Here is a 14,179-nt window from a genome sequence, read left to right on the forward strand (position 1 = left end):
AACCGTCGCGTTCCCGCGCGAGGACCCTCGGTCCCTATTAATAGTTATCGTTCAGTCGGCATAAGTTTCTTGATCGACTCGAGGGACCAGCGCAGGCGAACCGACCATCCACGTCGAACGCCCAGCATATCCGAGAACTCAGTTTCGGACGGAGTGGACGCTGTCGACGTCACACAGAATATCGAATCGAGCGCCGCCCGAACCGTCGCCGAGCCGTACATCCCAGCCGTGGGCGTCGGCGATCCGCTCGACGATCCGCAGCCCGAACCCGGTTCCGCCGTCGCTCGTCGAGTAGCCGCCGGCGAACACGTCCTCGCGCCGGTTCTCGGGTATCCCCGGGCCGTCGTCCTCGAGGTAGAATCCCCGATCGGTCGTCCCGACGGTGACGGTCACGTCCTCGCCGCCGTGGTCGATGGCGTTCCGGAGCAGGTTCTCGAGGAGCTGCTGGAGGCGGTCGTCGTCGGCCTCGATCGTGGTCGACGCGAGCTCGTCATCGCCGTAGCGAAGCTCCGCTCTGTCGGCTCCGTCGGCGACGAGCTCCCAGGCGGCGTCGACGGCGTCGCGGAGCAGAACGGCGTCCCGAGAGCCGATATCTCGTCCCTCGCGTGCCAGCCAGAGCACGTCCTCGGTGATCCGATCGATCCGATCGAGAGCGGTCTCGATCCCGTCGAGGTGCTCGCTGTCGCACTCCTCCCGGACGAGCTCGAGCCGTCCCGTCGCGACGTTTAGCGGGTTTCGGAGATCGTGGCTCACGACGCCGGCGAACTCGTCGAGTCGGTCGCGCTGTCGTTGCAGCGCCCGCTCTCGCTCGGTCAGCTCGGTGATGTCCCGGCCCTCGGGGATGAGAAGCGTCACGGTCCCCCGTTCGTCGGTCAGCGGTCGCACGGAGAAGTCGATAATCGCCTCGCGATCGGCACCCTGAACCGGAAGTTTGTGCCGAACGAACTCGCCGTTTGCCGCCCGCTCGACGGCGTCCCGCGCTCGTTCCCGAGTATCATCGGAGTGCTGGAACCACGCCGTTTCCCATATCTTCTTTCCGACGACGTCGTCTCGCTCCAGCCCGCCGAACTCGAGTGCGGTCTCGTTTGCCTCGACGAGCGTGCCGTCCGGTTCTAACAACCCGGTGAACTGGTAGGTGTTCTCGAACACCGCGCGGTAGCGTCGCTCCCGTCGCTTCTGTTCGGTAATATCGTGAAAGAGAACGGAGAGTCCGTTCTCCGACGGGTAGATGTGTTCTCTGTACCACCGGTCCCACGGCTGGAAGTACTCCTCGATCGTTCGGGCCTCGTTGCTAACTTTCGCCTCCTGGTAGTGATCGTAAAACGGGGTGTCCGTCGCCTCGTCGAAGGTTTCCCACAGCGAGTTGCCGAGCAGCTCCTCCTCGGACGTTCCGAAGACGGCTTTCGCCCGTTCGTTGACGTACACGACCCGCCAGTCGTCGTCGAGCGCGAGGAACGCGTCGTCGATCCGCTCGAGGATCGCCAGCGGATCGTGGCTCGTAACCCGTTTGAACCGTCTCGCTGTCGACGCCGTCACCGTCTCCTCGATCCGGTTTGCCAGCGTGACGTACTGACTCGCTCCGCCGTCCTTCCTGACGTACTCGGTCACACCGGCCGAAATCGCCTCGCTGGCGATCGCCTCGTTACCATCTCCGGTGAACAGCACGAACGGGAGCGCCGGATACTCCTCGCGAACCGCGTTCAGCAACTCGAGTCCGGTTCCGTCGACCAGTTCGTACTCCGAGACGACGCAGTCGACGGTCGCAGTCGAAAGCCGCGCTATCGCCGCCGCAATGCTCGGCGCCGTCTCGACCGCGAGCCCGTCGGCGGTTTCCTCGAGCGTGCTCGCGACCGTTTCCGTGGCGTCCGCCGCTCCATCGACGTACAGCACGTCGACCGTGTCGGAAAGACTTCCTATCACGGCTGATACTATCCAGTAGTTCGAATCTGTGAATATAAATTCCTTGCCTCACAGACACCGTCAGGACTCACGGTCTCGAACACCGTACGCGCTCGAACGGCCCCGTCACACGAACCCGATTAGGGGTGCTTGATCTCGATCCGTCCACGCTTTTCCCACCCGGCGTGGATCTCGCAGACGTACTCGGCCATCTCCGCGGACGCCTCGAACTCGAGCGACTGGGTCGCCCCCTCTGTCTCCATCAGCTCGGTCCCGTAGTTATCGACGCGCTCGCCGCTCTCGTCCCAGATCTCGATGTTGTGGGGCTGGCCGTCCTCGTTCTCCCAACTGAGGACGTACTCCCGTCCCGCCTCGAGCACGATGGCCGGGTTCTTCTCGTCCTCGATCGGCTCCGGTTTGACACCCTTCCATCCGGCGGTCGTGGCGCTCAGTACGATCTCGTCGGTGTCGGCCCACGCGTCGCGTCGGTCGCGGGAACCATCGTCTTCGTCCTCGTCGTCGGGGTTCGGCTCCGACGTCTCGGCATCGTCGTCGTTGCCTCCGTCTATCGGGTCCTCGCCGTCGTCACTACCGCTATCGGGCGCCTCGGTCCGGCTCTCGTTGCCGTCGTCGCCGGAGTCGTCGTCGACGTCCCCGTTTTCGTCGCTCGTTTCGCCCCCACCGAGACAGCCGGCGGCGAGAGCGGCCATCGCCGTTGCACCGGTGAGCCCCAGCGCCTGACGTCGGGAACAGTTTACTGGTTGTCTCATAACGAGAGTTTCAGCTTTCGCTACTATAGATACCATGTAGATAACAGCCAGTTAACAAGTCACCAACTACAGCACGAACGCCCGAATCGGAACACCTTCCCTCGAGTCGCCGAACGATCGGGTATGCACGCCGACCGGATCGATCCGCAGGCGAAGGCGGCGCTCGAGCGCCAGAACCGGTTTTCGCTACCGCACAGCCGTCGCGGCCTGAAGCTCCTCCGCTACGTTACCCGCGCGACGATGTGGGCCGAGAACCGAAACCCGCCGCAGGTGGGTCGAACGGTCGACCGGACGATTCCCGGACCCGCCGGCGATCTCGACGCTCGTCTCTACCTGCCCGAGGCGGACGGACCGTTCCCGACGATCGTGTTCTTCCACGGCGGCGGGTACGTGCTGGGGAGTATCGCCACACACGACTGGCTGTGTCGCCAGCTCACGCGCGAGAGCGGCTGTGCCGTGCTCTCGATCGACTACCGACTCGCCCCCGAACACCCGTTCCCCGCGGCGGTCGAGGACGCTTATGCCGCCGTCGAGTGGGCGGCCGCCAATCCGAGCGCGATCGCGGGTACCGGACGCCTCGCGGTCGCGGGCGACTCCGCCGGCGGAGCCCTCGCGGCCGTCGCCGCGCTCATGGCCGCCGAGCGCGACGGCCCCGATATCGACCACCAGGCGTTGCTCTATCCGAGCGTCGGGATCAAGCCCGACCAGCCCTCGATGCGGAAACATGCGGGGATCGTCCTCGAGGCGGAGGACATGGAGTGGTTCCGAGAGTGTTACTACGAGAGCGACGTTCACGAACGAAACCCCTACGCCGACCCGACGAACGCCGGCGATGTCTCCGGTGTCGCGCCGGCAACTGTCGTCACCGCCGGGTTCGACCCCCTTCGTGACGGTGGGAAGGCGTACGCCGAACAGCTCGTTCGCGACGGCGTCGCCACACGCTACGAGAACTACGAGGCGATGGTCCACGGGTTCATGACAATGCGCGACGTCGACCGTACCCACGACGCCATCGCGGCCGTCGCCGCGGATCTCGCCGACTCGCTCGGTGGTGCCTGAACGCGGCGAGAGGCGGCTGCCGTGGCGAGTCTCAGTTCCGGTCAGCAGGCCACCGTTCCCGTCGGCACGACGATCGTCACCGGATCGCTCCCGGTCGTCGCGTAGACCGCGTGTCCGCCGTCGATCGCCGCGTCGTACGCCGGCTGCGAGATCGTAACCGGCGGCTCCGGATACTGCTGGGCGCCGACGGTTTGCCAGGACGACTGCAGTGCCGTCGGGCAGTGCAACTCGCCGCCACCCTCCCGCAGCCAGTCCGCAGCCGGCTGGGACGATCCGCCGGCCTCGTAGTAGTTGCCGGCGATCCGGGTGAGGTGATCGTCGCTCGTCCACTCGGCCCCCAGCGTCGACGTCGCGAACGTCGCGGCCGCGAACTCCTCGCCGGTCGTCGTTCCCTGGTAGGACACCGCTTCGAGCCCGACGAACGCGATCGGAAGCGAGGCCACCGCGCAGAGACAGAGGACGACCGCGAGCGAGACGGCGACCGTTCGCCGCGAGCGAGGCGTCGTGCGGCCGGCGAGGTCGACGATCGCGACGCCGGCGCTGACGACGACGGCGAGGTGGGCGAACGTCTGCCCGCGCTGGACGAAGATCTCGATGGCCGGGTCGACACCCCGCGTGAGCGAGAACCCTACCCAGACGAGCGGAGCGAGCAACAGCGCTAACACGACCGCTCGAGAGCCGTGTGGCCCGGTCGCGCTCGGAACGCCCCAGCTTCCGAGCGCGGCGAGCACGACCAGCGGCGCGAGGAGAACGAGCAACAGCGACGGCGGTGCCATCGTCCCCGGGAACACGCCCCAGACGGCGTCCGCGACCACGACCGCGAACCCGAACAGCAACCCCCCGCCGATCGTCCCGCGAACGACGGCCGGAGCCGCGGTCGACAGCCAGTACGCGAGGGCACACAACAGCACGATCCAGGCGACGAACAGCCCGTACTGCTCGACGGGTTCGCCCGTATACGCCGGGTCGACGATCCAGTAGTACGCGCCGACGTAGGCCCACACGACGACGAGAAGCACCACGCTGAGCACCCGGCGCCGCCAGGTTCCCAGCCCGGCCAGCACGCAGACGGCCGTCAACGTCAGCGCGGCCATGATCGCGCTCAGGTGGTGCGTGATCGGGAGCACGAGCAGGAACGTACCCGTTACGAGCCCCCAGCGCCGCCGCTCCGTTCGGAAGAAGCGGTACGCCGCGATCGCGACCAGTGGAACGAACAGGATGCCCAGCACCTCGTAGCTCACGGCGACCGTGCGCCGGAGGAACACGCCCTCGAGCGCGAGAGTCGTCCCGGCTGCCAGCGACGCGACGGCGGTCACCGAGGGTGCGGTCCCGCGTTGGTCGGCAATCTGCCAGGTCAGTGCCGCCGCGATCACCGACGGGATGGCGCCGACGAACGCGATGATCGGCTGTGCGATCCACAGCGGTGCGACCGCAGTGACGAGCGCGACGATCGAGAGCAGCGTCGGGAACGTGTAGCCGTAGGGCTCGACGGTCTCGACGAGCGAGCCGGCTGCGATACTGTCGCGGGCCTGGGCGGCGAACACGAACCCGTCCGGATTGAACGGATACGGCGTCCACAGCGTCGGCGCCATCCGGACTGCGAACGCGACCGCGAAAACGGTGAGGGCCACGACCGCGAGTCGCCGACGGACCATCCGACTGTACGCGGTCGCGGTACCGAGTTAACGATTCCGACTCCGGCTCCCATCCGTCTCCGAACGGTCGATAGCCGTATCCAGCTCTCAGCCGGCGCGGATCTAACCACTTTGCCGTTCGAACGCATACTGGGCGTATGGGTACCGGAACCCGCTCGAGTACCGATCGACGGCCGACTCGAGAGAAGCTGGCTCGTCGACGGCATCGCCTCGAGGAGACGGTCGCACCGCTGGCAGGCTGCTCGCTTCTCCACACGATCCTCCTCCCGTTGGTACCGATCCTGACTGTCGTGCTCGTGCTGACCGTCGGGATCGCCGCTCACCAGGGTTCGGATCCGGGCTGGCCGGACTGGGTGTTGCTGGTGCCACTCGGCGCCGCGTACGTCGCCGTCGTCACCGGACTGTACTGGCGGTGGGACCGGTCGACCTGGCGGGCGGCTGCGGTCGTCCGTTCCCCGGCACCGCGGGAACTTGGCGTCGCGGTAGTGGCTACCGCCGTCGGGATCGCGATCGTCATCGTCGGGAACGTCGCCGCGACGACGGTCGGCCTCGACCCGCACGCTCGCGCTCCGGTGAGGAGCACCGCCGGGATCGCGGCACTGGTTCTGACATCGATCGTGATCGCCCCAGTTGCCGAAGAGATCCTGTTCCGCGGGCTGGTTCTTGGCCACTTCCTCGCACGCGGGTACGGCGTTGTGACCGCGAGCCTCCTGTCGATCGCGCTGTTCGCGTTCGTCCACGTCTTCATGGCTGGCGCGGTCAGCATCGCCGTCACTGGGGCGCTCGGCGTCGTACTGACGGCGCTTCGGTTGTGGTACGACAGCCTCGTCGCCCCGTGGATGATGCATCTACTCGTCAACGCCTGGGGACTCACGCTGACGATCGGGCTGATGCCGATTCCGTGGTGAGAGCTTACCCGTTAGTTAACGCCGGAGACGTCGCTCGAGCGCGCACGACCCAGGATCGACCGTTCGCCCTGACGACAGGTCACCCCTCAGTTGAGATCGCGTCCGCCCGTCGATCGATCGGCGTGACGGAGTGATCGACCTCTCACGGGAGCTGACGGCGCCTACGGGCCTGCCCTCGAGATCGCGGCCGTACGCGAGCGACGATGAGGGTATTGTTAAGACTGTTGTAGAGTAAGGGAATTTTACATACTCGGTCGATAGTAATGCGTCTGCTCCGGATCGAAGCGAGTATGGAAAACTGGAACCGGCGATCTGTGCTCGCGACCGGCGCGATCATCGCGGTCGGAACGGGTCTCGCGACGGCGAAGCCCAAACGCACCGACGACCTACCGACGATGGGGGAAAGCGACGGCTGGTCGTCGGTCGATGGCGGTCCCGGGAACGCCCGTCGCGCGGACGCGAACGCACTCGAGACCCCCGACACCGTCGCCTGGCGGGACGAGGGAGGCGGCGAACCCACCGTCGTCGATGGAACCGTCTACCTCGCCAGCGACGAGGTCCGCGCGCTCGATGCGGCCGACGGCTCGCTCGAGTGGGAGACGACGATCGACGGGCAGAGTCCGACCGTGACCGTCGCGGACGACACCGTCTACGTTGGCGGCGAGGAACTGGTCGCACTTGAGGCGGCGACGGGGAGCGAGGAGTGGTCGACGACCGTCGGCGACGAGGGCTCGGTGTCGGCACCCCTCGTCGCGTTCGGGACCGCGTACATCCTTTCGGAGGGGGCGTTGTACGCGTTCGATGCAACCGACGGCTCGCTTCTCTGGGAGCGCGAGTCCGTCGACGTCGACGGCTACGGCGGCGGACCGATGGCGTTCCAGACCCGCCAGAGCCAGGTCGTCGCAACTGACAACGCGATCTGGGCGGTCCTCGAGGGAGCCGGGCAGGACGGGCTGGTCGAACTCGAGCCCGCGACGGGCGAGACGCGATGGAGCGGCCCCGTCGACGCCGGCACGGGTAGTCTCGCCGCTGCGGACGGAACGCTTCTCGTTCAGAACAACAGCCTCGAGAGCGTCTACACGTTCGACGCGGAGCGCCGAGAGACCGAGGAGAAGCTCAGCGACGCCTACGTGCTGTCGATCGACGACGGCGTGGCGGTCACGCAGGGGCGGTACGATCTCCAGGCCGTCGCGCTCGACGACTCCGGGCGGACGACCGGGTGGACCCACAGCGGGTCGTACACGTACGGGCTCCCGGTGATCGTCGGCAACACCGTCGTCGTCACACACTCGAGTCCGGATCCCGAAGCCGACGACGACGCAATCCTCGGCCTCGACCTCGAGGACGGCAGCGAGAGCTGGGCGTACGAGTTCGACGACGACGAGCGCTGGACCGACGGCGCCGACGCCGGGTTCCTCGCGGTCGAGAACGGGACGGTCTACGCACAGCGGGGGCAGGATCTGGTTGCGATCCGACCGACCGACTGGGAGGAGAGCGGCGACGAGGACGAGAGCGACGAAACTGACGACGGGGACGACACGAACGGCGACGATGAGGAGTACGAACCGGACGAGGATGACGGCAACGACTCCGAGGGGAACGAAAGCGCCGGCAACGAGTCCGACAGTAATCAGTCGGATGGCGACGAGAACGGCGGGCCCGAGGACGACGATGGTACTGACGATGGCAACGGCGACGATGCGAGCAACGAACCGAGCGAGGACGACAGCGACGACGCCGACGGGATGCCCGGATTCACGGCCGGTGCCGGGATCGCGGGCGGCGCGCTCGGCCTCGAGTGGCTGCGCCGACGCGCGGGTACCGAGACCGAGCTCGAGGACTGATTTCGGCGTATCAGTTTTTGGCTGTGGCGGCTAATCGGACGGGATCAGCTCGGCCGGCCGAAACGTGTTCGGCTCGGAGAGCGTCACGATCGTGTGTCCCGTCTCGGTGAAGTGATCGATCGTTTCGCGCGTTCGCTCCTCTTTCGGCTGTCTCTCTGCGCTGCGAATCTCCCAGTTACAGTTTAGACACCGCTTTTGCATTATCCGCGGTAAGCGGGGCTATCGAAATCAGTTCTCGGGTTCCATTTGCAGGGTTGCCGACTCCGAGTGAACGGGGAACCTCGATTCGTCGGCGGTTAGTCCGAGAGCGTCGAAGAGGGCGTGGGCTCTGCTTCCTCCGTCGTGACGTCGAGCTCCGAGGTGACCAGCGACCGGTACGCGCGGCGGAGTCGCTCGGAGAGCGCCTGGTGGGAGACCTCGAGCTCCTCGGAGAGCTCTTGCATCGAAACCTCCCGTGGGATCTCGAAGTAGCCGTGGTTCGCGGCCGCGACCAGGGTCTCGTACTGTCGCTCCGTGAGCCCCGCCTGCGAGCGGTTGCCGCTGTCCGTTTCGTAGAGACGGATGATCGTCGGCTCGAGCTGGCGATCCTCCAGCTCGTCGTAGATCGAACTCGCGTCGCTTCGATCCTGGACTCGAATGTTGAGGACCCACGAGCCGTCCACGGCCGAGGCGTCGAGGATGGTGCCGTCCTCCTCGAGAACCAGCTCGAAGAGATCGGTAGTCTGTGAACTGAACCGAACGTTGTACAGCCACTCCTCCTCGCTACCGTTGATCAGTCCGTACTCCTCGATCGGCGAGGCCGCCTCGAGGCCCGCCTCGAGCTCCGATCGCGATGCTCCGGAAAGCCACAGGTCGTATCCGTTCGAGACGATAGCGGCCTCCGCTTCGCAGGTGAGCGACGGGACGGCGTCGAACAGTTCCGCCAGTCCGGTCCCGTCGCCCGAAATCTCGAGATTGACGATCGAGGTCATGAGTTGCTTCTATCAAGACCGGGAACCGGCATAGTCCCGTTTCCAAACTGATTGGGAGCCATAGTAGAGAATGTATTATTATAGTATGAGTACAGTGCTGAGTATTTGAGGAACCCGTCGCCGAATTCGGCTCGAGTCCACGCTCGGGGCTGCAAGGGTAGCGTCTCGGGCCGTCTTGCCTTTGATCTCGAGTGTGCCGTATGCTGTGGAGCGACATATTCTGCACAAATTATGTCACTAAGGGCTGCGGCGGACACTGATGGCTGGGATTCGAGCGGGACTGGGATGACTGTGGTCGGCCGAACGAGTGTTCCCACGGCGGGGTGTCGTCGAACCGCGTCCGCGACTCGAGGGCCGAGCCCGAGGTCTCCCGTTCGGTAGCGTGAGCCTGATGCACTCTGTTACCGCTGCTCCGTGCGGTCGTTCCGACGGTCGGATTGCCACCTGCTGATGGCCCAGTTCGGCAGGAAGAAGACGATTATCGCTGCCACGAGCAGGAAACCTGTCGCGAGGACTGCGAGCATGTTCCATCGGACAATATGTCCGGAAACCAATACGTCTTTCGCTCGGACGGACCGACGAACGCAGTATCGACCGATCGGGAGTCCGTCGCGGATGATTCGGTACGAGACGGGTACAGGCGATACTGTTTAGCTCGACTGCGTACTCGGTTCCATCGAATGCGACAACCAACTGGGATGCCGTTCGTACGAAACGGGGGGCCGTCCACCGTCAGACACGATCACGGGCCCGATGCGTTCGACGACGCTCTGCAGCGGCCGGATCCGCGAACGGCCCACGAGAGGGCGGCTCGCGACGCCACAGTCCGTGTGGCACTTCCAGACACGGATACCCCGATTCGGGGATGGGGCATGCCGAGTGAGGTGCCGACATGAGCAGCGAACGTACCGTGACGATCGTCCCTGAGGCGGGACTGCACGCCCGTCCGGCCGCGAAGTTCGTCCAGACGGTCAACGAGCACGACTCGGACGTACAGCTCGTTTACGGCGACGACGACCCGATTTCCGCCGGCAGCATGATCGCGGTGACGAGCCTCGGCGCCGAATCCGGCGAGGACGTTGGGCTCATCGCCGACGGTCCCGACGAGGAGGCGGCGCTGGACGCCCTCGAGCGTGTCCTGACTACTCCCGAGGACGAACCCGCCGACACCGAGGAGTGACGATGACCGAACGCACGCTCACCGGCACCGGCGCGACACCGCGCTCCGGCGTCGGGACGGTCGTCTGGTACAGCGCGGACGCCGATCTTCCGGATCCCGAGGACGCAACCGTCGACCCCGAGGTCGAACGCAAGCGGTTCGAGGACGCACGCGAGACCGCTCGGACCGAGCTGGAGGCCGAACGCGAACGCACCGCCGAGCGCGTCGGCGAGCAGGAAGCCGGGGTCTTCGATGCACACCGCCAGTTCCTCGCGGATCCACAGATCGAGGACGGCGTCGAGAGCGCCCTCGAGGCCGCACTCCCCGTCGAGCACGCCGTCCAGCGAGCCTTCGCCGATCCGATCGAGCAGTTCGAGGGGATGGGCGGACGCACGGCGGAGCGAGCCGACGACCTTCGGGACGTCAGGGATCGACTCGTTCGGATCCTCGCCGGGGACGATCGGGTCGACCTCGACGAGCTACCCGAGGGGACGGTCGTCCTCGCCGAGCGACTCACGCCGAGCGACACCGCTCGGCTGGATCCCGATCGGGTCGCCGGCTTCGCCACCGTTACCGGGGGACGAACCTCTCACGCCGCGATCTTCGCCCGATCGCTGGCGCTTCCGGCCGTGGTCGGCGTCGGCGACGACCTGCACGACGTCACCGAGGGAGCAACGGTCGTCGTCGACGGCGACGCAGGCGAACTGGTCGTCGATCCGGGCGACGAGCGCCGCGAGGCCGCACGCGCCACCAACGACGTCGAGATCCGCGAGGAACCGGTGACGACCGCCGACGGCATCGGGATCGAAGTCGCCGCGAACGTCGGTCGGCCGACCGAACTCGAGGCGGCGAACGCCCGGGGCGCCGACGGCGTCGGACTCTACCGAACCGAGTTCCTCTTCCTCGATCGCGACGCGCCGCCCGACGAGGACGAGCAGTACGAGACGTACCGCGAGGCCCTCGAGACGTTCCCGGATGGCCGCGTCGTCGTTCGAACGCTCGATATCGGCGGCGACAAACCGATCCCCTACCTCGAGTTGCCCGACGAGGAGAACCCGTTTCTCGGAGAGCGCGGCATCCGACGCTCGCTCGGTCCGGACGCGGATCTCTTCGAGACGCAGCTCCGCGCGCTGCTCCGGGCGGCCGCAGACGGGGAGGGACGGCTGGCGGTCATGTTCCCGCTCGTCGCGACGCCCGAGGAGCTGACCGACGCGCTCGAGACCGTGGGCGCGGTCGCAGACGCGCTCTGCGAGGAGGGCGTCGACTACGCGGTTCCCGAACTCGGCGTCATGATCGAGACCCCCGGTGCCGTCTTCACTGCACCCGAACTCGCCGCACGGGTCGACTTTCTCAGCATCGGAACGAACGACCTCACCCAGTACGTTATGGCTGCGGCGCGCGAGAACGAACGCGTCGCCGGGCTCCGGGAGCCGCGCCACCCCGCAGTGTTGCGAGCCATCGCCCGAACCGTCGAGGCGGCCCACGAGCACGACGCCTGGATCGGTATGTGTGGAGAGATGGCCGGCGATCCCGAGCTGACCGAACTCCTCGTCGGGCTGGGCCTCGACGAGCTCAGCATGAGCGCGGTCACCGTCCCGGAGGTCAAAGCCGCGGTCCAGGGGGTCGACACCGAGGACGCAGCCGAGCACGCGTCGGACGCGCTCGAGGCGGCAACCAGCACAGAGGCTATCGCACACATCGAATCCGGCACCACGGATCGGTGACTCCTATCGCAGTCACATCCCGTCCGATCGGTATCGCACGTCCGCAGCGCTCCTTGGCCGCCGCGGATCGAATTCGGTGAGTCTTCACCAGCATACCCCGGCCCACTTTGGAAACGAGGATCGGATCAACGCCCTCGAGTCGAGCCTGCGGTAGCCCGTAGGCAGTGATCCGGACGGTTCGATCACCGTCTCTCGTTTCCGTGGCCCCACCTTCAGTCCCGGAGGGCGACGGGTACCCCTTCGATCGCACGGATTTACCGCGCCGGCCGAGAACTCAGGCGATTGGTGAAAGGTGGCCTGAAAGTATTTGTGAGCTACATAATATGGGGGCGTATGAGCGATTGGAGCCGACGATCGGTACTGACGACGGTTGCGGCGCTCTCGGCGGGGACGGTTGCGTCCGCGGAAGTCGCCGGCGTCGCCCGGGAGGACGAACTCCCAAATCCCGATCTCGAGGCGACCCCGAATCCGGACGCGGGCTGGCCGTCACACCGCGGTGGCGCCGGACACGCCAGATACGTCGCGGACGGCCCCGAGTTCGAGGACGGGACGCTCGAGGCGGAGTGGTCGATCGACCACCACGACGAGATCGCCGTCGCCGACGGGACCGTGTACGCGACGATCGACGACGGCGTCGTCGCGCTCGACGCCGCGGACGGGGCACTGGTCTGGGAGAACCCCGACGTCGCGGCGACCGCCCCCTCGGTCGACGGCGAGCGGGTGTTTCTCACCGGAACGGAGGTCGTCGCGCTGGACCGATCGAACGGGCGCGTGCGCTGGCGTACCGATTTCGGCACGAGCGAGGACGCGGCCTGGCAGACGGTCGCGTACGGCGGCGTCTACGTCGTCGTCAACGAAGTACTGTACGCGCTCGAGCCCGAGAACGGTTCGGTTCGATGGGACGTCGCTTCGATCGACGAGGGCGGCGACGGGAGCGGGTTCATCGCCGGAACTGCGGCGGCGAACGGCGTCGTCTACGCCGCGACCGAGAGGACGATGCTCGCGTACGACCCCGACACCGGCGAGGAGATCTGGCGCCGCGAGTCCGACGGCCTCGTTCGCGACTCGGCGATCCAGGCGAACGCGACGGCCGTCGTCTCCGCGACCGGTTCGGACGGCGATCGGCGACGGTACGACGCTCAGACGGGGTCGGTTCTCGGTACGAGGACACCCGAATCCGAGGACGAGGTCGCGCTCGGCGAGTCAGTAGCCGTCACCTTGGCGGACAACGCGTACCGCGGCCGCTCGCTCGAGGACGACGGGATCGAGTGGACGCTCGAGGCCGACGACACCTACGGCTCGGCCGCCATCGGTGGCGATACCGTGTATGTCGCCATCGCTTCGGACGGCGAGGAGGGACGACGGCGGCTCCTTGCGCTGGACTCGAGCGACGGCAGCCAACGATGGTCGGTCGCGGACGACGAGGTGCCGATCGGACCGATCCGGGCCCTCACCGAGGACGCGATCTACGTCGACAGCGACGGCGAACTCATCGCGCTCCGAGGGCGACCCGTGGCGGACGATGACGGTCGAGACGGCGACGACGATAGCGACAACGGCGACGACGACGAAAGTCGGGATCGCGACGACAGCGACGATGGCCAGGACGACGCGGACTCCGGTGACCGGGACCGCGACGACGGTGGGAGCGAACGCCAGCCCGATGACAGTGAGGAGACGAACGGCGACTCCGGTGACGACGAGGAGACGGACGGCGAATCGGGCGACGAGGGGACGGCCGACGAAAACGCGAGCGACGGCGACACCGCCGGTGGCGACGGGGAAGGCGGCGATAGCGACGACGGGACGGCGATCGACGACAACGAGACCGACGGCGACGACGATCGGGACGACAGAGCGGAAGCGAGCGAAAGCGACGACGGGGCCGACGAGAGCGAGGACGACGGGAGCGAAGCCGAATCCGAGTCTACGGACGAAGGCGGGGACGACGGCGACGGTATCGCCGAGTCCGACGGGGATGACTCGGACGACACAGCCGAACCCGTATCCGACGGAGACGGCGCCGACGCTGACGACCTCGAGGACGACGCCGAGGGAATGCCGGGATTCACGGCAGGTGCCGGAATCGCGGGCGGCGCGCTCGGCCTCGAGTGGCTTCGCCGTCGTGCGGGTGCTGACGACGAACTCGAGGGCTGACCGGCCGGGCTCGAGCGGATTCGACGCGAGACG

Annotated in this window: 11 protein-coding genes; 6 read left to right on the forward strand and 5 right to left on the reverse strand. The window is 66.7% G+C overall.

Annotation, left to right across the window (positions count from 1 at the left end; genetic code table 11):
- Nucleotides 1-138: 138 nt before the first annotated feature.
- Entirely contained in the window at nt 139-1,890 is a 1,752-nt protein-coding gene (locus QA600_RS13595) for a PAS domain-containing protein (protein ID WP_278292486.1), read from the reverse strand.
- A 149-nt stretch (nt 1,891-2,039) separates the two neighbouring features.
- Nucleotides 2,040-2,669, reverse strand: a complete 630-nt coding sequence (locus QA600_RS13600) for a plastocyanin/azurin family copper-binding protein (protein WP_278292487.1) — start codon at nt 2,667-2,669, stop codon at nt 2,040-2,042.
- Nucleotides 2,670-2,792: 123 nt separating this feature from the next.
- On the opposite strand from QA600_RS13600, the gene QA600_RS13605 reads away from it, so the two are divergent.
- Complete coding sequence (locus QA600_RS13605; protein WP_278292488.1) at nt 2,793-3,728, forward strand: alpha/beta hydrolase; 936 nt, start codon at nt 2,793-2,795, stop codon at nt 3,726-3,728.
- Nucleotides 3,729-3,769: 41 nt separating this feature from the next.
- On the opposite strand, the gene QA600_RS13610 is transcribed toward QA600_RS13605, so the two are convergent.
- The gene (locus tag QA600_RS13610) at nt 3,770-5,383 is read right to left on the reverse strand and encodes a sodium/phosphate symporter (RefSeq protein ID WP_278292489.1); all 1,614 of its coding nucleotides are present in this window, start codon (nt 5,381-5,383) and stop codon (nt 3,770-3,772) included.
- A gap of 137 nt (nt 5,384-5,520) precedes the next feature.
- Between QA600_RS13610 and QA600_RS13615 the strand changes: the two genes are divergently transcribed.
- Together QA600_RS13615 and QA600_RS13620 are read left to right on the forward strand one after the other, a co-directional pair.
- The gene (locus tag QA600_RS13615; protein WP_278292490.1) at nt 5,521-6,291 is read left to right on the forward strand and encodes a type II CAAX endopeptidase family protein; all 771 of its coding nucleotides are present in this window, start codon (nt 5,521-5,523) and stop codon (nt 6,289-6,291) included.
- A gap of 290 nt (nt 6,292-6,581) precedes the next feature.
- Nucleotides 6,582-8,135 (forward strand): PQQ-binding-like beta-propeller repeat protein, encoded by a 1,554-nt coding sequence (locus tag QA600_RS13620; protein ID WP_278292491.1) that lies wholly within the window; start codon nt 6,582-6,584, stop codon nt 8,133-8,135.
- 30 nt (nt 8,136-8,165) lie between these two features.
- On the opposite strand, the gene QA600_RS13625 is transcribed toward QA600_RS13620, so the two are convergent.
- Nucleotides 8,166-8,336 carry a hypothetical protein gene (locus QA600_RS13625; protein WP_278292492.1) on the reverse strand — a complete coding sequence of 57 codons (171 nt, stop codon included), beginning with the start codon at nt 8,334-8,336 and terminating at the stop codon, nt 8,166-8,168.
- 95 nt (nt 8,337-8,431) lie between these two features.
- A complete protein-coding gene (locus QA600_RS13630; protein WP_278292493.1) occupies nt 8,432-9,106 on the reverse strand; it encodes a helix-turn-helix domain-containing protein in 675 nt (224 codons plus the stop codon).
- An 892-nt stretch (nt 9,107-9,998) separates the two neighbouring features.
- On the opposite strand from QA600_RS13630, the gene QA600_RS13635 reads away from it, so the two are divergent.
- The 3 genes from QA600_RS13635 to QA600_RS13645 all read left to right on the forward strand — a co-directional run bounded on the left by QA600_RS13635 (nt 9,999) and on the right by QA600_RS13645 (nt 14,146).
- Nucleotides 9,999-10,286 (forward strand): HPr family phosphocarrier protein, encoded by a 288-nt coding sequence (locus QA600_RS13635; RefSeq protein WP_278292494.1) that lies wholly within the window; start codon nt 9,999-10,001, stop codon nt 10,284-10,286.
- 2 nt (nt 10,287-10,288) lie between these two features.
- Nucleotides 10,289-11,989: a phosphoenolpyruvate--protein phosphotransferase gene (gene ptsP / locus QA600_RS13640; protein ID WP_278292495.1), complete on the forward strand. Its 1,701-nt coding sequence runs from the start codon at nt 10,289-10,291 to the stop codon at nt 11,987-11,989.
- 333 nt (nt 11,990-12,322) lie between these two features.
- A complete protein-coding gene (locus QA600_RS13645) occupies nt 12,323-14,146 on the forward strand; it encodes a PQQ-binding-like beta-propeller repeat protein (protein WP_278292496.1) in 1,824 nt (607 codons plus the stop codon).
- Nucleotides 14,147-14,179 lie beyond the last annotated feature (33 nt).

The organism is Natronococcus sp. A-GB1 (assembly GCF_029688845.1).
In the GTDB taxonomy this organism is placed as follows: Archaea; Halobacteriota; Halobacteria; order Halobacteriales; family Natrialbaceae; genus Natronococcus.